Genomic DNA, 26,988 nt, shown 5'->3' on the forward strand with positions numbered 1-26,988 from the left:
GAGGCGGTGGAGGCGGGCTCAACGGGACGTCTCCAGATCGGGAACGACCTTCCGCAGCTCCTCCTCGCTCACCGCCCCGGCGCGCAGCAGCACCGGTACGCGACCGGTGACGTCGACGATGGACGACGGCACGGCGTCCGGCGTCGGCCCGCCGTCGAGGTAGACGGAGACCGCGTCGCCGAGCATCTCCCTGGCGGCGTCGCAGGTCTGCGGCGGGGCGTGGCCGGTGAGGTTGGCGCTGGAGACGGCCATCGGGCCGAACTCCTTCAGCAGCTCGATCGCGACCGGGTGCAGCGGCATGCGGACGGCGACCGTGCCGCGCGTCTCGCCCAGGTCCCAGGTCAGCGACGGCTGGTGGCGCGCGACGAGGGTGAGCGCGCCGGGCCAGAAGGCGTCGACCAGTTCCCAGGCGCGCTCGCCGAAGTCGGTGACGAGGCCGTGCAGCGTGGTGGGCGAGCCGATGAGGACGGGCGAGGGCATGCTCCGGCCGCGGCCCTTGGCGGCCAGCAGGTCGCCGACGGCGCCGGGCGAGAAGGCGTCGGCGCCGATGCCGTAGACCGTGTCGGTCGGCAGGACGACCAGTTCGCCGCGGCGGGCGGCGGAGGCGGCCTCGCGCAGGCCGTTCTTGCGATCGACGGCGACGGAGCAGTCGTAACGACGTGCCATGGGTGAAGTGTCTCCTCTCACCGTTGCCGGGTTTACCGCGCGACCCGGCGGGCGGTGGCGAACCTGGGCCTGTTGTTGAGGTCGGGATGGTCGGCGGCGTCGGCCCAGCCGCGGTCCTCGGTGAAGATCCACGGGACCTGGCCGCCCTGGGTGTCGGCGTGCTCGACCACGACCATGCCGCCGGGGCGCAGGAGCCGGTGGGCGGCCCGTTCGAGGCCCCGGATGACGTCGAGGCCGTCCTCGCCGGAGAAGAGCGCGAGTTGCGGGTCGTAGTCCCTGGCCTCGGGCGCCACGTACTCCCACTCGGTGAGGGGGATGTACGGCGGGTTGGAGATCACCAGGTCGGCCTGGCCGGTCAGTTCGGGCAGGGCGGTGCGCGCGTCCCCGTGGTGGAGGACGACGCGGCTGCCCTCGGCGTTGCGCCTGGCCCACTCCAGCGCCGCCTCGTCCAGCTCGACGGCGTGGACGCGGGAGCGCGGCACCTCCTGGGCGAGCGCGAGGGCGATGGCGCCCGAGCCCGTGCACAGGTCGACGATCAGCGGTTCGGCGACGTCCATGGCGCGTACGGCGTCTATGGCCCAGCCGACGACCGACTCGGTCTCCGGGCGCGGGACGAACACCCCGGGGCCCACCTGGAGTTCGAGGTAGCGGAAGAACGCGCGCCCCGTGATGTGCTGGAGCGGCTCGCGCGCCTCGCGCCGCGCGACGGCCTCCCAGTACCTGGCGTCGAACTCGGCGTCGGGCACGGTGTGCAGCTTCGCGCGCTCGGTGCCGTGCACGTAGGCGGCCAGCTCCTCCGCGTCGAAGCGCGGCGAGGGCACGCCCGCGTCGGCCAGCCGCTGGGTGGCGCGGGCGACCTCGGCCAGCAGCACGGACCGTGACGGGGGCCGGGACGGCGGCGGGGACGGGGACGATGCGGTCACGGAGCCCACCCTACGCACCCGCCGTCACTGCGCCGCCGCCAGCTTGGCCGCGGCGTCGGCGTCCACGCAGGCCTGGATGACGGCGTCGAGGTCGCCGTCGAGTACGTGGTCGAGGTTGTACGCCTTGAAGCCGACGCGGTGGTCGGAGATGCGGTTCTCCGGGTAGTTGTACGTCCGCACGCGCTCGGAGCGGTCCACGGTGCGGACCTGGCTGCGGCGGGCGTCGGACGCCTCGCGGTCGGCCTCCTCCTGCGCGGCGGCCAGCAGGCGGGCGCGGAGGATGCGCAGGGCCTGCTCGCGGTTCTGGAGCTGGCTCTTCTCGTTCTGGCAGGACACGACGATGCCGGTCGGCAGGTGTGTGATGCGCACGGCGGAGTCGGTGGTGTTCACGGACTGGCCGCCGGGGCCAGAGGAGCGGTAGACGTCGATGCGGAGGTCGTTCGGGTTGACGTCGATGTCCACGTCCTCGGCCTCCGGGAGCACGAGCACGCCCGCCGCCGAGGTGTGGATGCGGCCCTGCGACTCGGTGGCCGGGACGCGCTGCACGCGGTGGACGCCGCCCTCGTACTTCAGCCGCGCCCAGACGCCCTGGCCGGGCTCGGGGGTGCCCCGGGACTTCACGGCCACGGAGACGTCCTTGTAGCCGCCGAGGTCCGACTCGTTGCCGTCGAGGACCTCGGTGCGCCAGCCGACGCGTTCCGCGTACCGCAGGTACATCCGCAGGAGGTCGCCGGCGAAGAGGGCCGACTCGTCGCCGCCCTCGCCCGCCTTGATCTCCAGGATGACGTCCTTGTCGTCGCTCGGGTCGCGCGGGACGAGCAGGAGGCGCAGCTCGTCGGTCAGCTCCTCGCGGCGCGCGGTCAGCTCCTTGACCTCGGCGGCGAAGTCCGGGTCCTCGGCGGCCAGTTCGCGGGCGGTCTCGATGTCGTCGCCGCAGGACTTCCAGGCCCGGTAGGCGGTGATGACCGGGGTCAGCTCGGCGTAGCGCTTGCCGAGGCGCCGGGCGGCGGCCTGGTCGGCGTGCACCCCCGGGTCGGCGAGCTTCCGTTCGAGGTCGGCGTGTTCGCCGATGAGTTCCTCGACCGCCTCGAACATCGTGCGTGCTCCTGGGCTCGTGTGGGTTCGTCTCGTGGTGCCCGCGCGGGCGGGGACGCGAACGGCGCCGGTCCGGCCGCTCGCGAGGGGAGCGGACGGGCCCGGCGCCGTCGGGGTCGCTACTTGCGGGCGGACCCGGCGTTCTTGCCGAAGCGCGCCTCGAAGCGGGCGACGCGGCCGCCGGTGTCGAGGATCTTCTGCTTGCCGGTGTAGAACGGGTGGCACTCGGAGCACATGTCGGCGCGGATGCTGCCGCCGTCGATGGTGCTGCGGGTGGTGAACGTGGCGCCGCAGGTGCAGCTGACCTGGGTCTCGCCGTACGCCGGGTGGATGTCGCGCTTCACGGTCTCTCCTTGGTTCGGGAGGGCTCCGGGTCGGTACGCGGGCGCGTGCCGTGAACCGGGGCCGACGCTCCAGTCTGCCAGGACTGTTCCCGGCAGCCAAAACGGGGTACGCGCCTCCGCTATTCCCGCGCGTCCAGGGCGGGCCGCGGCTCGCCCGTTCCCGCCCGCACGCTCTGGACCGTCCCCTCGCGCGCCGCCGAGTCCCGCAGCGCGGACTCGGGCACGGGCCGGTCGTCGCGCAGCGCGTCCCACACCGCGCGCGACTGCCGCTCCATGGGCACCACGCGGTTGGGGTCCAGCGGGTCGTACGTGACGGGCAGCGTCGCCATCTCCAGGTCGTCGGAGCCGATGCCCTGGAACGTCCTGCCGAGCGCCGCCAGCTCCGAGACGGACCCGAGGTCCTTGTCGGTGGTGACGGTCGAGGTGGCGGTGTCGGCGAGGTCGTAGAGCCGCTTCGGGTCGGTGACCAGGCCGAGGCCGCTGACCTGGTCGGCGAGCGCCTGGAGGAACGTGTGCTGCAGCTGGATGCGGCTGAGGTCGCTGCCGTCCCCGACCGCCTTGCGGGTGCGGACGAGCGCGAGGGCCTGCTCGCCGTCGAGGGTGTGCGTCCCGGCCGGGAGGTCCAGCTTGCTGTCGCGGTCGTCGATGGCCTGGGTCGTCGTGATCTCGACGCCGCCCAGGGTGTCGACGAGGCGGGCGAAGCCCTTGAAGTCCACTTCGAGGTAGTGGTCCATGCGCAGGCCGGTCAGCTCCTCGACGGTCTTCACCGCGCACGCGGGGCCACCGACCGTGTACGCCTCGTTGAACATCGAGCGGCGCTGCGCGGGGGCGGTGCCGCCGCCGGTGCGTTCGCAGGAGGGACGGCTGACGAGCGTGTCGCGCGGTATCGACACGACGGTGGCGGCGTCCCCGGCGGCGTTCACGTGGACGACCATCGCGGTGTCGGCGCGGGCGCCCGGCTCGTTGCCGTAGGAGCCGTTCTCGCCCGCCCTGGAGTCGGAGCCGAGGACGAGGAGGTCCATCGACCCGTTGGGGCTGTCCTCGGGGCGGTCGGCGCCGAGCGCGGAGTCGATGTCGATCTGCGAGATGTTGCCGTCCAGCTTGACCCACAGCACGGTGACGCCCGCGCCGCTGACCAGCAGCAGCCCGGCGAGGGCCAGCAGCACCGCGCGCAGGACCCGGCTCCGGCGGCTGCGCGGCGCACCGCGGTTCCGGCGGCGCGGGAGACGCGGGAGGCGCTGCCGCCTGCGGGTGCCCGGTCCGTCCGGTTCGCCACTCATTCATCCATGCTGCCCCCGTACGGCGGGGGGCGCTCGTCGATCTTGCGGGGCGCGCGGCACAGCGCGCGTACGCCCCCGGTCCGCGCGGGACCGGGGGCGTACGGATGGTGCGGGGCGGTGCGGGTCAGTCGCCGCTCGGCGTCGGCGTCGTCTTCTGGATCTGGAGCAGGAACTCGGCGTTGCTCTTGGTCTTCTTCATCTTGTCCAGGAGCAGTTCGATGGCCTGCTGCTGGTCCAGCGCGTGCAGGACGCGGCGCAGCTTCCAGACGATGGCCAGCTCCTCGCTGCCGAGGAGGATCTCCTCCTTGCGCGTGCCGGACGCGTCGACGTCCACGGCGGGGAAGATGCGCTTGTCGGAGAGCTTCCGGTCGAGCTTGAGCTCCATGTTGCCGGTGCCCTTGAACTCCTCGAAGATCACCTCGTCCATGCGCGAGCCGGTCTCGACCAGCGCGGTGGCCAGGATGGTCAGCGAGCCGCCGTCCTCGATGTTGCGCGCGGCGCCGAAGAACTTCTTCGGCGGGTAGAGCGCCGCGGAGTCGACACCACCGGACAGGATGCGGCCCGAGGCGGGCGCGGCCTGGTTGTAGGCGCGGCCGAGACGGGTGATGTTGTCCAGCAGCAGGACCACGTCGTGGCCCAGCTCCACGAGGCGCTTGGCGCGCTCGATGGCCAGCTCCGCGATGGTGGTGTGGTCCTCCGAGGGCCGGTCGAAGGTCGAGGAGATGACCTCGCCCTTGACCGCCCGCTGCATGTCGGTGACCTCTTCCGGACGCTCGTCGACGAGGACGACCATCAGGTGGCACTCGGGGTTGTTGTGCGTGATCGAGTTGGCGATCGACTGCATGATCGTGGTCTTGCCGGTACGCGGCGGGGCCACGATCAGACCGCGCTGGCCCTTGCCGATGGGCGCGACGAGGTCGATGATGCGCGGGATCAGGGCGCCCGGGTCGTTCTCCAGGCGCAGGCGCTCCTGCGGGTACAGCGGCGTCAGCTTGTTGAACTCGGGACGGCCGCGGCCCTGTTCGGCCGACATGCCGTTGACCGAGTCGAGGCGGACCAGCGCGTTGAACTTCTCGCGGCGCTCGCCGTCCTTGGGCTGGCGGACCGCGCCGGTGACGTGGTCGCCCTTGCGCAGGCCGTTCTTGCGGACCTGGGCGAGCGAGACGTACACGTCGTTCGGGCCCGGCAGGTAGCCGGAGGTGCGGACGAACGCGTAGTTGTCGAGGATGTCGAGGATGCCCGCGACGGGGATCAGGACGTCGTCGTCGGTGATCTGCGGCTCGACGACCTCGTCACGGCCGCGCCGCCCGCGGCGGTCGCGGTACCGGCCGCGGCGTCCGCGGCGGCCGCCGTCGAAGTCGTCGTCGCGGTCGTCGTCGCGGCGCCTGTCGCGGTCCCTGTCACGCTCGCGGTTGCCGTCGCGGCTGCCCTCACGGCCGCCGTCGCGGTCACGGTCACGGTCGCGGTCCCGGTTGCGGCCCTGGCCCTGGGCGTTCTGGCCGCCCTGGCCGCCGCCCTGGTTGCCGTTGTTCTGACCGCCCTGGTTGTTCTGGCCGCCCTGGCCGTTCTGGCCCTGGCCGCCCTGGCCCTGCGCGCCGCTCTTGTCGCGGCGGCCACGGTCGCGGTCGCGGTCACGCTTGGGCTGGCGCTCCTGCTGGCCGTCGCCCTGGCCCTTGCCGCCCTGCTCGGCGGCGGGGGCGGGCTCGGCGCGCTCCGCGGTCTCGGGGGCGGCGGTCGCGGCCTTGGCCTCGCCCTGCCCCGGGATGTCGATCTGCTGCGCGGCACCGGACTCGTCGCCGGTGCGGGCGCGGGAGGTGGCGCGGCGCTTGGGCTTCTCGGCGGCCTCGGCGGCGGGCCCCGCCTCGCCCGCCGGCGACGGCGCGCCGCCGGCCTGCTTCTCCTTGATGACCTCGATCAGCTGGCTCTTGCGCATCCGCGCCGTGCCCCTGATCCCCAGCTTCGCCGCGACCTGCTGCAACTCGGCAAGCACCATGCCCTCAAGGCCGGTGCCGGCGCGCCGGCGCCGGGGCGCGGCGGAGGCGGCAGGAGCGTCCGTGGCGGACGCGGTGGCAGCACCGGCGCTCTTGCCGGCGGTGTCGGCACTCACGCCCATCAGATCGGTGGTGTCGCTCACTAAGGGTCCTTCCCTGGAGCGGACGTCGGCCTGTCTGGCTCGGCGACCGGTCGTGCTGTCCGGCTGCGGCCCTGTGCGGTGGACCGGCCGGTGCGGTAGATCCCGCCCGCTCACTGCGCGCGGCGGAGGATTCGATTCATGAGTGGTGCGCGGGGTCGCGGACTGCTTCCGCCGCACCGGACTCCGGAGCGTGCTCGGCGCTACCAGGCAGGCTGCTCAGGCAGATGAGTGGAGGCTCCCGGAGGAAGAGGTGGCCCCAGAAAGGTGACCCCGGAATTCCGCACCGGACCCGTCGGGTGGAAGGTGCGGACTTGAGATTAACACTACCGGACGCCGCGTTCATTCCCCCTCTCGACGACTTTTCGGCCGGGGGCCCGCCGCGGGGGTCACCGGCCCTGCCCGCCCAGCGGGAGGACACTGGCGCCCGCCGTGTCGAGGTCCAGCCGGTTCGCCGTCCAGCCGTCACCGGCCAGCCGGGCGGTCTTGTCGGCCTGGCCCTCGTCGGCCAGCGCCAGCACGGTGGGGCCCGCGCCGGAGATCACGGCGGGCACTCCGTCCGAGCGCAGCCGGTGCACGAGGTCGGCGCTCTCCGGCATCGCCGGGGCGCGGTACTCCTGGTGCAGCCGGTCCTCGGTGGCGGGCAGCAGCAGCTCGGGGCGCCTGGTCAGGGCCTCGACGAGCAGCGCGGCGCGGCCCGCGTTCGCCGCCGCGTCCACGTGCGGGACGGTGCGGGGCAGCAGCCCCCTGGCGGTCTCGGTCGCCAGCGGCTGCGACGGGACGAACACGACGGGGACGACGCCGGGCGCCGGGTCCATGCGCACGGCCCGCACGGCGCCGCCCTCGCCCCAGGCGAGCGTGAAGCCGCCGAGGAGGCAGGCGGCGACGTTGTCGGGGTGGCCCTCGATCTCGGCGGCCAGCTCCAGCAGCGCCGCGTCGTCGATCCTGCTCTCGCCGCCCGTGGTCACCGCGCGGGCCGCGACGAGACCGGCGCAGATGGCCGCCGAGGACGAGCCGAGGCCGCGCCCGTGCGGGATGCGGTTGGCGCAGACGACCTCAAGGCCGCGCGGCTGCCCGCCGAGCGCGTCGAACGCGGTGCGCAGCGAGCGGACCAGGAGGTTGCCCTCGTCGCGCGGGACGGTGTCCGCGCCCTCGCCCGCGATGTCCACGTGGAGGCCGCTTTCGGCCACCCGGACGACCACGTCGTCGTACAGGCCGAGGGCGAGGCCCAGCGCGTCGAAGCCGGGGCCGAGGTTGGCGCTGGTCGCGGGGACGCGCACCCGTACGGCGGCGGCGCGGAAGGCGGGATGGGCCATCGCTGGATGACTCTCCTTGCTGAGATGTGCGGCCTTGCTGAGACGTGCGGCACGCCCCCTGGACGTGGCGCGCACGGCGGCGGCGACACGCGGGACGTGCGGCGCGGGGGGAGCCCCGCCACGCGGGCGCGGCACGGGCGGCGCACCGCTCGGGGGACGAAGACCAGCGTATCGAAGGAAGGTTCAGACGCGATACAGGGCTGCCAGGTGTCGTCCCGCCGCGCCGCCGGTCAGGCCAGGCCGAGGCGTTCCGCGGCGGCGTCCGCGTCCACCGGGACGGTGACGGGGCGGGGGGCGCCGGCCACGGCCCAGTCGGGGTCCTTCAGCCCGTTGCCGGTGACCGTGCAGACGATCCGCTGCCCCGGGTCGACGAGGCCCAGCTCGTGCGCCTTGAGCAGTCCGGCGACGGACGCGGCGGACGCGGGCTCGACGAAGACGCCCTCCTGCGCCGCCAACAGACGGTAGGCGGACAGGATCTGACGGTCGGTCACCTCGTCGATGAAGCCGCCGGACTCGTCGCGCGCCCGCTCGGCGAGCCCCCAGGACGCGGGGTTGCCGATGCGGATGGCGGTGGCGATCGTCGTCGGGTCCTTGACCGGCTCGCCGCGGACGATGGGGGCGGAGCCGGAGGCCTGGAAGCCCCACATGCGGGGGGTGCGGGTGGCGGGCCCGTCGGCGGCGTACTCCCCGTAGCCCTTCCAGTACGCGGTGATGTTGCCCGCGTTGCCGACCGGCAGGACGTGGACGTCGGGGGCGTCGCCGAGCATGTCCACGATCTCGAACGCGGCGGTCTTCTGGCCCTCGATGCGCACCGGGTTGACGGAGTTGACGAGCGCCACCGGGTACTTCTCGGACAGGCCGCGGGCCAGCGTCAGGCAGTCGTCGAAGTTGCCGTCCACCTGGAGGATGCGCGAGCCGTGCACGAGCGCCTGGCCCATCTTGCCCAGCGCGATCTTGCCCTGCGGCACGAGGACGGCGCACACCATCCCGGCGCGCACCGCGTACGCGGCGGCGGACGCGGAGGTGTTGCCCGTCGAGGCGCAGATGACGGCGCGGGCGCCCTCCTCCTTGGCCCTGGTGATCGCCATGGTCATGCCGCGGTCCTTGAAGGAGCCGGTCGGGTTCGCGCCCTCGACCTTGAGGTGCACCTCGCAGCCGGTGCGCTCGGAGAGCACCTGGGCGGGCACGAGCGGCGTACCGCCCTCACGCAGGGTCACCACGGGAGTGTCGGCCGTGACCGGGAGGCGGTCGCGGTACTCCTCGATGACGCCCCGCCACTGGCGGCTGGTGGCGGAGATGGCGGGTGAGTTCATGACGATCGTGCCCTTCGTGTTGGCTGCGCCGCGCACGGCGCTACTCCCCTTCGACGCGCATGATGCTCGCGACGCCGTGCACCGTGTCCAGTCTGCGCAGCTCCTCGACGGTCGCGGAGAGCGCGGCGTCGGGAGCCCGGTGCGTGACGACGACGAGCTGTGCCTCGCCGTCCTTGCCGGTCTGCCGCACCGTGTCGATGGACACACCCTGACCTGCGAAGACCATGGCGCACTGGGCGAGCACGCCCGGTTTGTCGGCCACGTCGAGACTGATGTGGTAGCGCGTGACGACCTCGCCCATGGGGCCGACCGGCAGCGCCGCGTACGCCGACTCGCCGGGGCCGCGGCCGCCGCTGAGCCGGTTGCGGCAGGCCGCCACCAGGTCGCCCAGCACCGCCGACGCGGTGGGCACGCCGCCCGCGCCAGGACCGTAGAACATCAGCTGGCCCGCCGCGTCCGCCTCGACGAAGACGGCGTTGTACGCCTCGCGCACCGACGCGAGCGGGTGCGTCAGCGGGATCATCGCCGGGTGGACACGCGCGGTGACGGACCGGCCGTCCTCGGCCCGTTCGCAGATCGCCAGCAGCTTGACCGTGCAGCCCATCTTGCGGGCGCTCGCGATGTCGGCGGCCGTGACCTCGGTGATGCCCTCGCGGTGCACGTCGTCGAGCGAGACGCGGCTGTGGAACGCGATGCCGGCCAGGATCGCGGCCTTCGCGGCGGCGTCGAAGCCCTCCACGTCGGCGGTCGGGTCGGCCTCGGCGTACCCGAGGGCGGTGGCCTCCTGGAGCGCCTCGCCGTAGCTCGCGCCGCTGGACTCCATGCGGTCGAGGATGAAGTTGGTGGTGCCGTTCACGATGCCGAGGACGCGGTTCACGTTGTCCCCCGCGAGGGACTCACGCAGCGGGCGCAGCAGCGGGATCGCCCCGGCGACGGCGGCCTCGAAGTAGAGGTCGGCGCCGTGCGCGGCCGCGGCGGCGTGCAGGGTAGGGCCGTCCTGGGCGAGGAGCGCCTTGTTCGCGGTGACGACGCCCGCGCCGTGCTCGAAGGCGCTGGTGAGCAGCGTCCTGGCCGGTTCGATCCCGCCGATCAGCTCGACCACGACGTCGATGTCGCCGCGCGCGACGAGGCCCGCCGCGTCGGTCGTGACCAGCTCCGGCGCGACACCGCCGCGCACCCGGTCCGGGCGGCGTACGGCGACCCCGGCCAGCTCGACCGGCGCGCCGATGCGGGCGGCGAGGTCGGCGGCGTGCGTCGTCATCAGGCGGGCGACCTGGGAGCCGACGACCCCACAACCCAGCAGCGCCACCTTCAGCGGACGGCTTCGCACCATGCGACCTCGCCTTTCAGCTTCTTCTCCGGCCCCCGCGGGGCCCTTCCAGTCTCACGCACCGGGCGCGGCCCCCCGCCGCACGTTCACTATGCGGACTGGGGGGCGCGCGGCCCGTTCAGCCGACGTCGAGCCCGAGGAGGTCGTCCTCCGTCTCGCGGCGGACGATGACGCGGGCCTCCCCGTCCCGCACCGCGACCACGGGCGGGCGGGGCGTGTGGTTGTAGTTGCTCGCCATCGAGCGGCAGTACGCGCCGGTGGCGGGGACGGCGATCAGGTCGCCCGGCGCCAGGTCGGCGGGCAGCCAGGCGTCGCGTACGACGATGTCGCCGCTCTCGCAGTGCTTGCCGACGACGCGCACCAGCATCGGCTCGGCGTCGGAGGCGCGGGAGACGAGGGCGACGGAGTACTCGGCGTCGTAGAGGGCGGTGCGGATGTTGTCGGACATGCCGCCGTCGACGCTGACGTACGTCCGCAGGCCGGGGAGCGGCTTCACGGTGCCGACCTCGTACAGCAGGAACGCGCCGGGACCGACGATCGCCCGGCCCGGCTCGACCGACAGCCGGGGCACGGCGAGGCGGGCCGCCTCGCACTCGCGGGCCAGGATGTCGCCGAGGGTCTTGGCGATCTGGTGCGGCTCGGCGGGGTCGTCGGCGGAGGTGTAGGCGATGCCGAGGCCGCCGCCGAGGTCCACCTCGGGCAGCTCGACGCCGTGCTCGTCGCGGATGGCGGCGAGCAGGCCGACGACGCGGCGCGCGGACACCTCGAAGCCCGCCATGTCGAAGATCTGCGAGCCGATGTGCGAGTGCAGCCCGGCCAGCTCCAGGGTCCCGGGGCGCGCGAGGACGCGGCGTACGGCCTCGGCGGCGGTGCCGTCGGCGAGGGCGAGGCCGAACTTCTGGTCCTCGTGCGCCGTCGCGATGAACTCGTGCGTGTGCGCCTCGACGCCGACCGTGACGCGGATCAGCACCCGCTGCCGTACGCCGTGCCGCTCGGCGGCGGCGGCCACACGGTCGATCTCCTGGAGGGAGTCGAGCACGATGTGGCCGACACCGGCGGCGACGGCGCGGTCGATCTCGGCGGGGGACTTGTTGTTGCCGTGCAGCGCGATGCGCTCCGGGGGGAACTGCGCGGCCAGCGCGGTGGCCAGCTCGCCGCCCGAGCAGACGTCGAGGTTGAGCCCCTCCTCGCGCAGCCAGCGGACGACGGCGCGCGACAGGAACGCCTTGCCCGCGTAGTACACGTCGGCGCCGGTGCCGAACGCCTCGCGCCAGGCGCGGCAGCGCGCGCGGAAGTCGGCCTCGTCCAGGACGTACGCGGGGGTGCCCTGCTCGGCCGCCAGGCGGCGCACGCCGATGCCGCCGACGCGGACCTCGCCGTCGTCACCGCGCGCGACGGTCAGGGACCAGACGCGGGGGTCGAGGCGGTTCAGGTCGGCGGGCGGCGCGGCGTAGTGCCCCTCGGGCAGGACGTCGGCGTGACGGGGCCCGGCGGGGTGGGCGGAACGGCTCATGGGTCTTCTCTCTCACATGTCACATGTGGTCGGGCGCGCTGATGCCCAGCTGGCGCAGGCCGTCGGCGAGCACCGTCCCGGTGGCCTGGGCGAGGGCCAGCCGGGCGCGGTGGACGGCCGAGGGTTTCTCGTCGCCGGCGGGCAGGGCGGCGTGGCCGTGACCGGTGGCGGCGGAGGCGCGGGCGACCCGGTCGAGCCAGCGGGCGGGGCGGGCGGGGGGCCGTTCCCCGAGGAGCGTGAGCAGGGCCCGTTCGGCGGGGGCGTACGCGGTGGCGTCGGGCGCGGGCGTGACGCCGAGGGCGCGGGCGCCGTGCGTGACGGCGCGGGCGCGGGCGTGGGCGTACCGGACGCGGAAGAGGGGGTTCGTGTCGCGCTGGACGAGCAGCCCGGGTCCTGGCGCGGTGCCCGTGGCCTCGGCCCAGCGCGCGGCGTCGCGGGCCGGGTCCTCGGGCAGCGGGGCGGGGCGGGGGCGGGCGAGGAGGTCCGCGAGGAGGCCGCCCTCGTCGTCCACGGCGATGGTGAGGAACGCGCCGCCGGTGACCTCCACGGCCCGTACGCCCGGCAGGCCGAGCAGGCCGTCGCGCAGGACACGGGCCACCTCGGCGGCGGGGCGCCCGGCGGGTCCCGCGAGGCGCAGCGCGATGGGGGTGGCCCAGCCCGTACGGCCGTGGGGCGCGCGCCGGAGCGCGACCCAGTCGTCCCCGGCCACGACGCCGAGGCCGTCGCGCGCGGTGCGCAGGACGGCGTCGGAGAGCTGGGCGGGGGTCACGGAGCAAGCGTACGAGAGGCCGGGCGGCCCTCGGCGCACAGCGTCCGCACCAGGCCCACCAGCTCGGCGGGCTCGAACGGCTTGGCCAGCACGGCGTCCACCCCGCCCGTACACGCCCCCGCGCCCGCGCTGGCGCTCACGACGACGAGGGGGATGGCGAGGGTCCGCGGATCGAGCCGGAGGCGGTCGACGGTGCGCAGGCCGTCGAGGCGGGGCATGGCGAGGTCGAGGGTGATCACGTCGGGCCGGAAGGCGTGGACGGCCTCCAGGCACTGGGCGCCGTCGGCGGCGGTCATCACCTCGAAGCCGTCGAGTTCGAGGTTGACCCTGATCAACTGCCGGATCACCTGACTGTCGTCGACGACAAGGACCCGCCCGGAAGCGCCTGGCACACAGCCAGGGTAAGCGCGTACCTCGCCCCCCGTCCGGTCTTTGGCGCAACTTCTACCCGGTGGTAGCGCACCCCGCACCCCCGTGCGGAAACCGGGGTGCGGACCCATCGCACCGAGCTGGTAAGGTTCTTCCCGTCGCCCGAGGGCGACGGAAGCGCCCCCGTAGCTCAGGGGATAGAGCAACGGCCTCCGGAGCCGTGTGCGCAGGTTCGAATCCTGCCGGGGGCACTCAAGCCCAGGCGCCGAAAAAGCTGTCTGATCAGCCGCGATGGGCAGAAGAGCGCAGTGCCGTCGCATGCAGCGGAGTGCCGCCGGAAGCAACTCCAGGACACGGCTTCCGGGACGTACGCAGGATCGGACGTAGCCGCCACTTCGGATATCGACAGAAATAGCGGATACCCTCGGATGGATACTCGGGGGTGTCCGCTGTGACGACCTCCGCTCGGCCGCCTCCGTCGGGTCGGCTCCGGTGTTCAGCCAGGTCGAGAGCGCGGAGTGGCGCAGGTCGTACAGGCGGCCCGCGAGGGCTGTCGGCCAGGCCCGGCGGGAGCGCCAGTTCCCGAGCCTCGGACCACACCCGCGAGTAGGTGGAGGACCCGACCAGGCCGCCGCGTTCGTTGGAAAACCTGCCATCGTCGGCCGCGACGAACGCGTCGGTGCTCCAGCGGAGCATCGACACCAGCACCGGCAGCAGGGGCACCGACCTGACCTCTTCCGGGTCACGATTCTTCAGACCCCGGTCGTCGTGCACGGAACCGGTCCGCGTCCACTTCTTCCCCGCCGTCGGACGCGTCCGGTGGAGGTAGGCCATACCCCAGCCCTCGGCGGGCAGTTCGCAATCCTGGACCGCCAGGCCCACCGCCTCGGCCGGGCGCATGCCCGCGTAGTACATGCAGCCGTACATGGCCACCAGACGTCGCCCTCTGGCTCGCTGATAGCCACCGACGTAGGAGACCGCGTCGACGAGGTTCCGGGCCTGGAGCGGGTTGGCGACGACGCGGGGATCAACGACAGCGATGCGGGACGGCTTCTGCCAGGTGACCGCGTGGACCGGTTTGCCTCGAACTCCTTGCGCTCCACCGCGTAGCCGAGCGCGTTCACCAGAATCTTGCGCTTGCGCTTCACCGTCTCGCTGGCCGCCGCCGAGCCGTCCAGCTTGAGCCGGAGAGAATCCAGCACCCGCCGCATGACATCAACTTGCGCGAGATCAGCCAGGGGCGGCGAGTTCTCCGCCACCCAGGCGATCACCGCCTTCATCTCCGGCGGGACGTCCCGTTCGGACGGTCCCGGAAGGACGAACGCCCAGTCTCTCAGAGCCCGTTGCAGCTTTTCCTCCGCTGGACGTCCCGGCCCTTTGGGCAGCAAAGCCTTAGTGACTGCGGTGAGGTCCTCATTGATATCACCACGGTAATTAGATGCCGCATGCGGCCACTTTTTACGCAAGTATTCCAGCGCGAAAGCGAACCACGTGACAGCGGGCGGCTTCTCCTCCATGGAAGGTGGAAATCCGGTCTCCGTGTCGAATTGTTCACCATTTTCCAACGCTGCAAGCAGTCGCGAGTGAAACCTTTCCGCGAGCCGTTTGCTGCGCCGCGTCCGTGATACCTCCCGGCCACCCACAGTCCATCGAACTTCGTAGGCATCTTTCCCGGCGCGCGTTTTGAGCCTGATAGACCATATGCTTGACCGGTTCACCGGTTGATGCCGACGATCCGACTGGCTTCTCTGATGCTCACACCGCTCTGAACGAGTCCGAGAAACTTCCGTCACTCCTCGCGCTTCCTCCGCCGCAGGTGCCCTTCACCGTGTGCCATCGCAGTCCCGTGGATCGGGTGTTGCGACGTTCATTAGAACCCAAGTCAATCCGGCGGGGCACTTTGTTGGTGAAATGCGCGATATTTTACGACCCCCTATGAGATTAAGGAGTCGTGATTGATACCAATTCCCTCATCCGGACAAGGTAAGGCACGCCTTCCCTTTCGGCGCGCATTGCAACATCACGGAAGAGGAGCTTCTCGTCAGACTCATCAGCGCTAGACAGGAAGGCGATATCCCGCACTTGCTGCCCGTAGTGAGTCATCAACCTGTCCCACGAAACGTCACCTTCGGCGCCTGGACGTTCGGCCTCGGCTTCCGCCCAAACAGAATCAACCTCAAGAGCGCCAACAATGGCATTGAATGCGCCACTTCGCGATTCTTTGAGGTAGGCGCGCAACGCCAGAGTCGCGGTAGAAATTGACTCCACAGCCAAAGCTTGCGCGAGGCCAAATTCATCAACCGTGTTGATCGACTCAAGGTCTGACTCCGCAATCCTGATCGCAGCCTCAAGCCTGGGGGCAAGTTCGATGGCAGAGGCGCCCGGCCTGGCGCGCAGGACTCGCCACGCCCCCACCAGGCCATCGTGAACCAATCCGTATCCTTCCAGCTCAGCGTGTGCCTCGCTGTACGCCTGATAGACGGGAAGAGTCCGATGGGCTGCGGCCAGAGAAAGCACGAAGACTCTCTCTTCGGCCAGCTCGCCACACGCTGCCTCGATCCGGCCAATCTCTTCCTTTGTGAGCATTTGCACCCCTTCCGATGCCGCCACGATCGAGAGTTACCTTAGGCCGGGCGGAAGCCAAAGAGCAGTCCGAGGACTCACAAGTGTTGCACCCTGGTTTGTCAGGAACTGAGAACAAGCAGGACAGAAAGGCCTACTGGCTGCAATCCCGCCAGGACTAAGCCCTAGGTGCTGAGCTGCAGTTAGTAGCTTCACTTCAGCATGCGCACCATTACTCATCGATATAGCCAGCTCTCCAGCGTCGAGAGAATCAGCCCTTTGAATCAGAGTGAGGTTACTCCTCGCTCCAACAGCAGACAGATCAATGCCTCCACCAATGCCGTCGGCGTGCAACACTCCGGTAGTCCTGTACTGCTGGCCGCCTGACGGAATAAGAGAATGCAAGTCGTCGGCCCTATCGGTCAGATGACCTAGGTCGGCAGCCCCGCCGCCGCAATTGTGAACCAGGACCGGCGTGGTCCCCGCCAGTACATAGTACGTGTGGAGGTCGGCGATGGTGAGGTCGTAGGTGCGGGCGGTGCCGGTGTAGGTGTGGGTTGCGGTGATGGTGACAGGGGTGCCGTCGGCGGTGCGGAGGTCTGTGCCGGGGGTGAGGTCGGCGGCGTAGGTCCAGCTGTCGGTGGTGTCGCTCCAGAAGGGGTGGTGAGCGGTGGCGATGATGTCTTCGTAGGTGTCTTCGCCGGTGCGCAGGGTGAGTTCGGTGTATTCCTTGTCCTCGTCGGTGATGATCGTGGCTGTCACCGTGCGTGGTCCGGTCTCGCCCGTGTCCGGGTCGGTGGCCAGGACGACGTCACCGATTTCGACGTCTTCGATGTTTTTCGATGTGCCGTCCGCCATGCGGACGTCGGTGCCCGCGAGGAAGGAGTGACGGGCGCAGGACCGTGCGGCGCCGACTACGTCGTCCAACACGCTGGCTGCTTCGTCGGCGTAGCGAAGGCCACTTGCCGCTATTCTTCCTGCACCTCCGGTCGCAAACCCAATGCCGAGCATCACACACGCGGCTGGATCATCGCCCCGGAAGCAACTCTTGGCGTCGTTTACGCCCATGGCTTCCAGGCCAACCTCGGTACCCACCTCGACTATTCTGCCGACGATGTCCCAGAAGCCGCTGCTGTTGTGAGTCGGTTCGGGTTCGGGGGTGGGCTCGGGTGGGCGGCGCGGAGGCCAGACGCAGTTGCAGGCTTCTGACTGCCTGTTGTTGAGATGGCTTTGGAGCGCGTCGTTGAAAGCGATCGGTTGGCGTGAGCTCGGTGCGACCGTGCGGTTGTTGATCGCTCTGCCAACTTTTCTGTTGCCGCTGGAGTCCACTGCACCGTTCTGGGGGCACGGGATTCCGGAAGGGCTGTCCGCTCCGCAGTCGAGGCGAAGTCCCGTCGGGTCGGAGAAACTGACAGGGCTGTTGTTGGCGTAGGCGTACCCGTTGATCTGCTGGGTGTCCGTGAGGTCGAGTATGGGATCGACGCTGATGAATCGGCCCAGCGCGGGGTCGTACTCGCGCGCGCCCAGGTGGGTCAGCCCGGTACTGGTGTCTGTGGTGCCGCCGACGAAACCTCGGGTTCCGGGCCAGAAGTCGGGGGCGTCGCCGCGTGTTTCGCCGAAGGGAAGGGTGCGGCGCCTGGCGATGTCCAGTGTGTAGGCGTCTACCGCGAGTTGGCCGGTGCCGTGGTGGTCGGCGAGCGTGTAGTACATGCTGCCGTCGTCCTGGAGGACGACCATGTTGCGTTCGCCGGCGTCCACGTAGCGTGTCGCGCGGACGGTGTCGGACCCGTTGGGCAGGATCAGTTCAGTGTGGCCGAGGTACAGGGTCGTCTCGGTGGGCGTCCGGCCGATGAGACGGTTCCCGTCCGCGTCGTACACGTACTCGGTCCGGTCTCCGTCGGCCTCTTCGACGGAGGTGAGCCGCCCTTCGGCGCCCCAGGCCAGGGTGGCGGTGTCACCGCCGATCTGGCGTGTGAGGGTATTCCCGGATTCGTCGTAGGTGTATTGCTCCAGGGAACGCACGTCCGGTGTGTCCTCGGTGACGGACGTGAGGGTGTGCGGCTGGCCGCTTCCGGTTTCCGGGTAGGAGTAGTCGCGTTCGGTCTCTTCCTCGTGGCGGCTCTCCGTGAGGCGGTTGCCCGCCTCGTCATAGGTGTACGAGTGCCAGTACGGTGCCGGGCCGCCCATGGTCGAGTCGGACGGGTTCGCGGCACAGCTTGTCTGTCCCTGGGCCCACGCCTCGGTCAGGCGACGAAGGTAGTCGTACTGGAAGCACTGGACGTCGGTCCCGGTGTTGGAGGTGTCCTGGATGGTCAGGACATTGCCTGCCTCGTCGTACCGGTAGAAGGCACCTCGGTCGCTGCCCGGGGCCATGTAGCGCCTTGCCACCGATGATGTGAGTCGGCGGGTGCCCCGCTCGTACTCGTAGAGGACTTGGGCAAATTCGTCGTACCACTCGTCATGCTGGAGTATGAGAGAGCGGAGCTGGCCGAGGTTGGTGTAGCTGCTGGCGATATGCAGCCCCGAGGAGCCCGTGAGGGCTGTCTGGCGTAGGGTGCCCGGCTCGTATTGCGGCGTCAGTGTGAGTTCGGGCAGTTGCCCCACGGCGGGCAGTGTCGTGCTCTCCACCATTCCGAATTCGGTGAAGGCGGTGCCTGTCTCGTAGGAGCCGGCCAGGGCACCTTCGGTGTCGGGGATTGTGACTTCGGAGCGCACGGGCCGGTACACCTCGTCGTACTCCAGGACCCGGGTGGCGTATTCCGCGCCGTCCTCGTAACGGGTCGAGGCGGCAAGCTGTCCTTCCGCGGCGGGCAGTGTGTCGAATTCCCAGGAGGCGAGGAGCGGACCGTTCAGGTTGTCCTCGTGCAGCTCCGTCTTCCGTCCGAGGCCGTCGTAGCGGTAGGCGAGGGTGGCTCCCCGGGCACCCGTGATCTCCACGAGCTGGGCGCGGTCGTCATAACGGAAGGTGGTGGTACCGGCATCGGGGTCCTGGCTCGATGTCCTGCGGCCGCGCTGGTCGTAGGTGTAGCTCCAGGTGTTACCAGCGGGGTCGACAGCCTGACTCAGCTCGCCGCGGGGCGTGTAGCCGTAGGTGATGCTGTCGTAGGCAGACGTGACGTTGTGGGAGTGCAGCTGGCGGATCTCTGTCGTCCGGCCGCGGGCGTCCGTGAGGGTGGTGGTCGCTGTCTCGCCCTCCGGTGGAAGGACGGTCACCCGGTCGCCGAAGTAGTAGGTGCGGGTGGTCGACAGGACGTCGTAGCCCACGCCGTTGCCCCGGACCAGCCGGCTCACTGTCTCCCGACCCAGCCCGTCGTACTCGTGCTGTGTCTGGGCTTCGACCGTGTTGGCATCGCTCGGCAGAAAGAGCTGGTTCGACGGCGCGCCCTGGGTGAAATAGGTGTCGAAGGAGTAGTCGACCAGGCCGCGTAGATCGTAGAAGGTGTCGGTCAGCAGTCTGCCGCCGTCAGGGCCAGGCCCCTGAGTCTGACGTGGCCGGAGGAACCCGTCGTAGAACGCGTAGAAGGTGTCCTGGCCGCCGTCCACACCTGGCGTCCTGGTCGACACCACGACGGGAAGTCCCTCTGTGAAGCGGTAGGAGAAAGTGTACGAGGGCTGGTCGCTCACGTCCCGGTCGGGAAGCCAGATCCTGGTGGAGCGCCCCAAGGCGTCGTAGGCGAGTACCGTTTCGCGCCCGTTGGTGTCCCGCGTATCAACGGGCTGCCCTCGCAAGGACTCGAACGTGCTCGTGGTGGTCTGGGCCGTGTCGGCGTCACCGGCGATCGCCGGTGGGGTGGTCTCGGTGACGCTGGTGGCGAAGCCGGTCGTGGGGCTGTAGCCGGTGACGGATGTACGTCCGTCGGACCGGCGGACTCGGGACAGCGAGCCGTCGGTCACCGTAATGGTCGCGGTGAGGTCGGTCGTGGTGAGCGGGCGACCGTAGCGGTCGTAGGTGCTGCCGGACTCCAGGTATGTAGCGGTGGTTCCGTTGTGTTCGCTGAGGCTGGCGGTGGCCGTCAGATCGCCCGCCTCGGGGGCGACGCCGTATCCGTTGCCGTCGTACGCGTAACGCTCGTCGCTCATGACGTCGGTCGCGCGGTCGGGTGTGGCCGAGCAGCGAACTGCCACGGTCTCCACGCGGGAAGGGAGGTTGAGGGGGACGCCGATGGTGTCGCTCGCGTAGGTCGTGCGAGCGCACTGGTCGTCGGCGGTGGTGGAGGTGTCCCCCCTGTCGTCAACAGTGATCGGTCGGCCCGCGACGGTGTCGTAAGTGTTATTGACTTCGGTGATCCGCCAGTCGTCTCCTGCACCCTGGTCGAGCGAGGTCCAGGTGGCGGTGCGTGCCGTGCCGGTGAAGTGGGAGCGCAGGGTCCCCCAGTCATGGCTCTCGCTGGCAGTCTGGTGACGCCACGGCCGGGAGACGGTCTTCTCCAGTATCTTGCCGCCGGGCCCGTCGAAGTTGACTGTCCGGTAAAGGAACCCCGCCGCGGACGAGTGATCGCTGATCGGGTCGCCTTCGCCGGTGCCGAGTGTCACGGAGACGTCCTTGGTGCCGCCGGAAGGGGTAGCCCGGTCGCCATGCATGCCACGGAGGAAGTAGCTGTCGGTCTGGCTCAGGCTGATCGACCGGTCGCCATGGGTGACGCGCACGTGTCCGTAGCCGCGCCACTGGGACCAGGTTCGCTCGTCATCGGGAATGAGACCGTTCTCGTCCCAGTGCCAGGCGGCGCCGCCCCGGTAGTCGTACCGCGTCATCCGATCGGGCCCCCCACGCGTACGGTCCACCTGCGTCACAGAGGTGACGACGTACTTGTTGAACCACTCCAGGTCCGGGTCCTGGTCCGGTCCGTTGCCAAGGTATTGGGGGAAGCAGCGTGTGGTGTTGCTCTGCGGTGTCGGCAGGGAGCCTGCGCGGCACGCCTCGCCCGAGTACACCGCCTCGATCTGACCGCCTGACTCGTCCGCGATGGAGCTGAGGCGTGCCTTGACGAAAGGTGCGTAGCCGTCGCCGGTTTCGTCGAGGCGGTTGACGAGGTCTTCGTAGCCGAAGGTGACTGGTGGCAGGGTGAGGGGGGAGGAGGCGGTGTGGCCGGTGCGGCGGATGCTGGCGAGCAGCAGCTGGTAGTCGACGTCGGCGGTGCCCCAGCGGTGGTTGAATGCCCAGGAGTCGACCGGCTTGTATGCGCCGCCGGTGTGGACGAAGGTGGCGACTTCGGTCAGGCGCCGGGTGGTCCAGAAGCTTGGCGAGAAGCGGCCCGCGTCGCAGTCCTCGGACGCCCCGCAGTTGAGGTCCCAGGGGGTGTCGTAGAAGTACTGGGCGTGGGTGTCGATGTCGCCGCAGCTGGCGCCGCCGCCGGGCAGGCACCGGTTGCCGCCGGTGAACTCCACCTTCGCCAGAGGGGTGGTGTACAGGTCGGCGGAGGCCAGGCCGTACTCGATACGGTCGAGTGAACCACCACGGGTGTAGCGGGTGTTGGCGTCCTCGTCGAGGAAGCGGCTGTAGGAGTTCTCCTCTTTGTCGTAGTAGTAGGCCATGGCGTTGCCGTGCGGGTCCACGACATAGTCGAGGTTCCAGCGCCACGCCTGACGGCACCAGGAATCCTTCATCGCCGAGGCGTGACAGGGGTCGTCGGTGTCGTCGCCGAAGACGGGGACGGTCCAGGTGGAGTCCGTCGTCTCGTCACCGGAGCCCCAGCCGGGAAGGCGCTGGTAGCCGAAGTAGTACTGGACGCCGTCGGGGTCGGTGACGCGCCAGTGCTCGTCGTCGCGGGCACCGTTGCTGCGGCCGGTACCGGTCAGACGCTCGACCACCGTCCCGTCGTCGTCCGGCAGCCGCCAGGTGTCCTCACCGTCCGGAACCAGCTCGCCCGCCGCGCCGTCCATCGTGATGAACGCGTTGTCGTAGTCCCAGCACAGGTCACCGACACGGTTGCCGTCGGTGTTCTCCACGCCTTCCTCAGCGCACGGTAGGTACCGGCGCTCGATGTAGGCGGGAGAAAGCGCGAAACCGTCACCGACCCAAGAACCCTGGTTGTTCGTCCCACCGGTGCGGCCGTCGATCGTGCCGGAGGAGTACGAGAGTGCCAGGCTCGGCGCCAGTCCCCCCGGCACGTCGGGGGCAGCCATGTCGTACGACCAGGTGAAGTCGCCCGAGTTGAGAGCAACGTTCCAGGTGGCAGAGGGAGACAGTTCGGTGGCTGTGTAATCCCCTTGCCCACCTTCCTCCTCCGCGACCGCCGCCAGAACCAGCGGTTCTCCGGCGTTGAGGGGCAGCTCCCCCGCCGTCAGGACCTGTTGCTCCGTATCGTTGGAAGATCTCACGGCAGTACGCTCACGGCACTCCGCCAGCTCCGGCGTGTCGACCACACAGGCAGGCAGGGCCACCAGGGTCAGTCGCGCCCCGTACCCACCGCCGTACGCGTGGGCGAACGACGAGTAGTCAACCTCTACTTCCGCACGCTCCGACACGGCAGTCCGGGACCCATCCGATTCGTCTCCGAGCCGGACGGTGAACAGCAACCCGTCCACCCCAGCGCCCTGCGCCTGATCGTGTTCGTGGATCTCCACCGACGCGTAGGATCGCTGTTCGGACTCCAGCCGCGATTCCGGGGGCTCGGCACCTGTGACGGTCACCGGTGACGGGATCGCCTCGGAAGAACGCCGGATAGTGTCACCGCCGTCGAGCGAGACGGTATACGTCCCCGCTGACGGCCATGTGACCTCAGGTGCTTCGAGGACCGTCACGGTGTGCGAATCCGGGCGCGGTAGACCGGCTGGAGCGTCCGAGCCGGGTACCGGGGGCTGGTCAGGGGCGAGTTCGAAGGTCTGCTCGTCGGCCGCAGCGGAAGCAGCTGGCAGAGTGAGGGCTTGGAGCAGTGAGCCGACCATGAGGAGTGCGGTGACCAGGGCGAGTCGCTGCCAGGCCCTGGTCAGGGGCCTTGGACGCGTGGTTGTGCCGTTCAACGCTTTTCTCCTCACCGCACCGCGGTCGTCAGGAGGGACAGATGGCTGGGTGGCGCTGTCGGATGGTGCTGGTGGCGGGCGGGATGGGCCCGCCACCAGCACCGGACCTACGGGCGGGTCACTCTTCCGCGGCGGGCGGGGGGATTTCGGTGGGTGCGTTGGGCTGGCCGAGGCTCATGTCGCGGATCTGGTTTCCGGAGAGGACGCCTTGGATGGCCCAGACGTCGTCGATGGCGCCCGGCCAGGGCTCGCGCCATACGCCGCCGCTCAGGGAGCGGCCGACGTGGAGGCTGCCCTGCGCCTGGAAGGGGTAGACGTTCTCGGCGAGGGAGGTGCCCGGCGTGCAGGTGGTGTCCTCGGCGTCCAGGCAGGTGACCTCTTCGAGCTCTCCGTCCACGTAGAGGAGTGCCTGGCCGGCGAACTTGTCGTAGACGAGGGCCAGGTGGTGCCAGGCGCGGACGTCGTACAGCCGCTGGTGTGCGATGCGGGTGACCGTGGTGGTCGCGTTGTCCTGGGTGTTGAGTGATGCCTGCCAGCGGCCGAATCCCTCTTCCTGGGGGTCGGGTTCGAAGCGGATGGCGAAGGCGCTTTCCCGCTGGCCGACCGCGCTCAGTACGGACGCGGTGCTCGTCGGCGGGGATGCGGCGCGGGCGAAGCCGGTGACGGTGAAGCTGCTGGAGGTGTCGATCGGCACGTCCGGTGCGTAGGCGTAACCACCGCCGCCGTCCACGTACAGGGAGGCGTCGTCCACGAAGCCGGGGCTCATCCCGGCGCCGCCCCACAGGAACAGGTCGTTGCCGAACGCGGTGGCGTCGGGGGTGGAGGCCACGTCGTCGGTGTCCAGGCCGTCGAGCTGCCAGCGGGCACGGACGATCGGCGCCTGGTGGTAAATCTGCCCGACTTCATAGTCGGTCACGACGCGGTCGAAGACACGGACGTCATCGATGGTTCCGGGGAAGAACGACCGCACCGTACCGCTGGTCTGCCCGGCACCGATCTGCATCTCGCCGCCTGCCGCGAACGGTGTGTCCAGCTTGACGGAACCGGACTTGACGCCGTCGACGTACAGCGTCAGCGTCTGGGCGTAGGAGTCATGGACGCCCACCAGGTGCGTCCACTCCTCCTCCCGCGCGGTCTGACCGTCCGGCTGCATGGCCCGGACGACAGTGCCGCTCGGCGTGTCGTCGCTGTACTGTGCGAACGCCCAGCGGTCGAAGGCCGCCGTGTAATACAGCTCGAACCCCGGCTGGTGCGTACCCGTCTGCGTCGCCACCACCGAGGCAGCCCCTGGAGTCCTGTCCAGACGCGCCCAGGCGGAGACGGCGAAGTTCCGGCTCGTGTCGATCATCCCGGTAGTGGTCGCCGCGTAGGCGTCCGTCCCGTTGTAACGGGCCGCCCGGCCGTGCACACCAGGCACACCGGCCTGCACACCACCGTGATAGCCGGCGGCCAGCGCCTCTCCCGCACCGGTCACACGCCGCCCGGACGCCTCATCCAGCGGGAACAGCGCCACCGCCGGCCGGCCGATGTCGCGCAGCCGCTGCTTGTTGAACAGCCTCGTCACATAAGGATTCACCGACGGCATCGAGAAGTCGAAGACCTGCACCTCATCGATGACACCCGGGAAGAACGACCGCGGTGTTCCATCGGTCTCCCCAGCACCGATCAGAACCCGCCCGTATGCGTTCCATGCATCTGTATACGAAGTCGTGCCGGCAAGCTGACCATTGACATAGAACCGCAACTGCCCAGACGGCTTGTCATACGAACCCACCAGGTGAGCCCACTGGCCCGCCACCACATCCACATTCGGCGCCAAAACCCGAGCCGTACTCGTCTGCCCCGACGCATCGACACGGTACTGATTGAACGCCCAACTGTCCTGCGCCGCCGAGTAATACAGTTCAAAGCCCGGCTGATGCCGCCCGGCCTGCGTAGCCACTACCGCCGCCCTCGTCGGCTTCACGTTCAGTTTCGCCCACACCGACACCGAGAACGACCCACTCGTGTCCACCACAGGACCCGTCGTCGCCGCGAACCCCGTCGCCCCGTCCACCTGAAGCCCGGTACCCACACTCCCCGCGGCACCCAACGTGGCCGTACCCGTTAGACTCGCCCACCGCGCCGGAACCACCGCAACAGAATCAGACCCACCAGCAGACTCATCCGACTGCCACCGAGCACGCGGACCAGCACCCGCCGCGACGCAAAAGATGTAGCTGGTCGGCTCTGACAAGTACTCGGCGGCGTCCTCCGCCTCGACATATAGGACGTGACACGCAGGTCTCGGCGGCACGACACTGATGGCTCTCGAGGCCCCGTTGGTCGTCGATACCTCCTGTATCGGCTCGTCGTTCAGCCAATACCTGTAACCAGTGACATCTGTATCGTGGGCGGTCAGTTTGAATTGCCCGTAGTGGCCGGTTCCCTGGTACCAGGGGTCCAGTGGGTCGGCGAGATCGATTGCTGGATAAGCCGAAGAGGTGATGTCGGGACCTCCCGGAGCCGATCCATCAAGGCGGAACGCACAGGCATAGCCGCTTCCGCTGGAAGACCAACGACTGTACGACGTGCCGTCGTAAGACCGGGCATGCCATCGAATCAGGACATCCTCGGGCACATTCGGCAGATTGAGTGTGAAAACGGAACCGGAAGTGCGGAGCGATGTGAGCTCCGAATCCCACCGGATGATGTCGCCCCGGCCATCACCCGCGTCCCAACGTGCGGCGAACTCGACGGACACCCTCCCGCCATCGGGATCCGTCACCCCCATGGCGCTGATGGTCCCCAACCGCGTCACAGCCGGCGTGTCGGATCCCGTCTCACAGGCGCCGCCGTACTGCATGATCAGTTGGGAGGGTTTGATCTGGTGCGGGGTGCGGTTGTAGGCGACGCGTAGGTGCGCGCGGTCGGAGAAGCGTTTCCAGGACAGAGGTTCTGTCTCGTCCGCGGCTCGGAGTCCGAAGGTGAGGGAGGAGAGTCCGTTGTCGGCTGCTTCCTGGACGAGGCTGCGGACGTTGAACTCGGCGTCGGCTGCCGCGCAGCCCTCGTAGCCGTAGGAGAAGGAATCGGAGGCGACCTGCTCCTTCCAGAACGAGCTGGTGTTCTGGCTGTTCCAGGTCGTGCGGGAGCTGATGGCGGCGGTGCGCCATAGTTCCACTTCCTGCGGGGCGCAGGAGGCGGAGTGGACGTTGCGGACGGAGAACTCGGCCTTGGTGATCCGCGCGCCGTTGAAGTGGGCGACCGGAAGCTGGTACATCAGCCGCTTCAGGTCGCGCGGCATGCAGGCGGCCCAGCCGCAGTAGCCCATGCCGGCGTTGGACTCGCCGTTGAACTTCCACTGCGGGGAGTTGGCCCAGTACCGGGAGACCATGGTCCACGATGTCGTGCGCGGACTGTGCCACTGCGGATCGATGTACACCGGATAGACGGTGTCCTCGCCCAGCAGGACATCCTCGTCAGGAGTCAGCGTGAGAGCGTCGCGCTCGGTATTGATCGACGCGCCGACATGCGCGAGATTGCTCGACTCGCCTGCGCCGGGCGGCCCCACCGCGGCGTCCTCGTCGTCCACGGCCGCGAAAGCGGCGGCCTCCTCCCCGCCCCCCGAGCTGGAGTCCCACATCAGCGGAACCGGCGCCTCGAACACAGGCGTGTCCGCGTTCGCGTCCAGCGCCTGGATACCCCCGTCCGGCGCCACCTCGGGCACCACACCGGTCGAGGCCAGCCCCAGCCGCAGCTCACCCAGCAAAGGATTCGCCGCAGCCTGCGCATCGTTCACCACGATCAACTGGCTGAAACCGTCCGGCTGCGCGGCCAGCCGCAGATCCACCCCCGGAAGCACATCACGGTAGACAGCGGTGTCACCGTTCAGCTCAGGCGTCGGCAGCTCCTCAGGCCAGACAAGCGCAAGCTCCCGACCGCTGCGCTCAAGCTCCACCAACGGCCCGTCACCGCCACCCGAGAACGCCAGCTCCGCAGTAGCGGCACGCGGAGCGACACCACCGTCCTCGGTGAACTCCAAAGTGGTGTCGACCTCCTCCCACTCACCGTCCACCCTCGCCCACACCGGCCGCAGATACTCGAACGCCTCCAGCTCCCCCTCCGGAGTCGCGAACACCTCCGTGGACTCCCCACGCAAAGACTCGACCTCAACGCTCGCCCCACTGGCACGCGCCTCATCCAGGGCAATCGCCTCTGCGGTACTCGTCTGCTCGGGAATCGGCGGGGACCCATGCGGCCCGGACAAATTCGCCTCCTCCGCCGCAGCAGGAACCGCCGTCACGACGGTGGCCATCGGCAACAGGCCGACCAGCAGCGCCCCGGCGACCGCAAAGCCACCGAAGGCAGGCATAGTTCGGCAATACGCCAGTTTCAAAATCCCCACCCCACGCACATCTTGTTCACATCCAAAGCTCGA

The 26,988-nt window shown here is 69.8% G+C and carries 15 protein-coding genes and 1 tRNA gene; 1 reads left to right on the forward strand and 15 read right to left on the reverse strand.

What is annotated here, in order from left to right; all coding sequences use genetic code 11:
- Positions 1-18 precede the first annotated feature (18 nt).
- From ACIBPC_RS21350 to ACIBPC_RS21405, 12 genes are all read right to left on the reverse strand, one after another.
- Complete coding sequence (locus ACIBPC_RS21350; RefSeq protein WP_362965502.1) at positions 19-666, reverse strand: L-threonylcarbamoyladenylate synthase; 648 nt, start codon at positions 664-666, stop codon at positions 19-21.
- A 32-nt stretch (positions 667-698) separates the two neighbouring features.
- Positions 699-1,589 (reverse strand): peptide chain release factor N(5)-glutamine methyltransferase, encoded by an 891-nt coding sequence (prmC, locus tag ACIBPC_RS21355; RefSeq protein WP_362965504.1) that lies wholly within the window; start codon positions 1,587-1,589, stop codon positions 699-701.
- A 24-nt stretch (positions 1,590-1,613) separates the two neighbouring features.
- Positions 1,614-2,684, reverse strand: coding sequence for a peptide chain release factor 1 (prfA, locus tag ACIBPC_RS21360; protein WP_398846732.1), 1,071 nt, complete (start codon positions 2,682-2,684; stop codon positions 1,614-1,616).
- A gap of 119 nt (positions 2,685-2,803) precedes the next feature.
- The gene (gene rpmE, locus ACIBPC_RS21365) at positions 2,804-3,028 is read right to left on the reverse strand and encodes a 50S ribosomal protein L31 (RefSeq protein WP_362965508.1); all 225 of its coding nucleotides are present in this window, start codon (positions 3,026-3,028) and stop codon (positions 2,804-2,806) included.
- Between the two features lie 119 nt (positions 3,029-3,147).
- Entirely contained in the window at positions 3,148-4,308 is a 1,161-nt protein-coding gene (locus ACIBPC_RS21370) for an LCP family protein (RefSeq protein ID WP_362965510.1), read from the reverse strand.
- Positions 4,309-4,432: 124 nt separating this feature from the next.
- Positions 4,433-6,442 (reverse strand): transcription termination factor Rho, encoded by a 2,010-nt coding sequence (gene rho, locus ACIBPC_RS21375; protein ID WP_362965512.1) that lies wholly within the window; start codon positions 6,440-6,442, stop codon positions 4,433-4,435.
- Between the two features lie 386 nt (positions 6,443-6,828).
- Positions 6,829-7,755 carry a homoserine kinase gene (thrB, locus tag ACIBPC_RS21380; protein ID WP_362965514.1) on the reverse strand — a complete coding sequence of 309 codons (927 nt, stop codon included), beginning with the start codon at positions 7,753-7,755 and terminating at the stop codon, positions 6,829-6,831.
- A 230-nt stretch (positions 7,756-7,985) separates the two neighbouring features.
- Positions 7,986-9,068: a threonine synthase gene (gene thrC, locus ACIBPC_RS21385; protein WP_398847150.1), complete on the reverse strand. Its 1,083-nt coding sequence runs from the start codon at positions 9,066-9,068 to the stop codon at positions 7,986-7,988.
- 40 nt (positions 9,069-9,108) lie between these two features.
- Complete coding sequence (locus ACIBPC_RS21390) at positions 9,109-10,401, reverse strand: homoserine dehydrogenase (RefSeq protein ID WP_362965516.1); 1,293 nt, start codon at positions 10,399-10,401, stop codon at positions 9,109-9,111.
- Between the two features lie 115 nt (positions 10,402-10,516).
- Positions 10,517-11,911 (reverse strand): diaminopimelate decarboxylase, encoded by a 1,395-nt coding sequence (lysA, locus tag ACIBPC_RS21395; RefSeq protein ID WP_398846735.1) that lies wholly within the window; start codon positions 11,909-11,911, stop codon positions 10,517-10,519.
- Between the two features lie 19 nt (positions 11,912-11,930).
- On the reverse strand, positions 11,931-12,680 hold the full coding sequence (locus ACIBPC_RS21400; RefSeq protein WP_398846737.1) for a DALR anticodon-binding domain-containing protein: 750 nt from the start codon (positions 12,678-12,680) through the stop codon (positions 11,931-11,933).
- A complete protein-coding gene (locus ACIBPC_RS21405) occupies positions 12,677-13,072 on the reverse strand; it encodes a PleD family two-component system response regulator (protein WP_398846739.1) in 396 nt (131 codons plus the stop codon). The genes ACIBPC_RS21400 and ACIBPC_RS21405 overlap by 4 nt, the downstream gene beginning before the upstream one ends.
- Before the next feature lie 156 nt (positions 13,073-13,228).
- On the opposite strand from ACIBPC_RS21405, the gene ACIBPC_RS21410 reads away from it, so the two are divergent.
- Positions 13,229-13,300: transfer RNA gene (locus ACIBPC_RS21410), tRNA-Arg, on the forward strand.
- A gap of 1,690 nt (positions 13,301-14,990) precedes the next feature.
- Here the strand turns inward: ACIBPC_RS21410 and ACIBPC_RS21415 are convergent.
- From ACIBPC_RS21415 to ACIBPC_RS21425, 3 genes are all read right to left on the reverse strand, one after another.
- Entirely contained in the window at positions 14,991-15,635 is a 645-nt protein-coding gene (locus tag ACIBPC_RS21415) for a hypothetical protein (RefSeq protein ID WP_398846741.1), read from the reverse strand.
- 33 nt (positions 15,636-15,668) lie between these two features.
- Positions 15,669-22,352: an RHS repeat-associated core domain-containing protein gene (locus tag ACIBPC_RS21420; RefSeq protein WP_398846743.1), complete on the reverse strand. Its 6,684-nt coding sequence runs from the start codon at positions 22,350-22,352 to the stop codon at positions 15,669-15,671.
- A gap of 337 nt (positions 22,353-22,689) precedes the next feature.
- A complete protein-coding gene (locus ACIBPC_RS21425) occupies positions 22,690-26,922 on the reverse strand; it encodes a LamG-like jellyroll fold domain-containing protein (protein WP_398846745.1) in 4,233 nt (1,410 codons plus the stop codon).
- Positions 26,923-26,988: the final 66 nt, after the last annotated feature.

Source organism: Streptomyces sp. NPDC049879 (assembly GCF_044461265.1).
Lineage (GTDB): Bacteria > Actinomycetota > Actinomycetes > Streptomycetales > Streptomycetaceae > Streptomyces.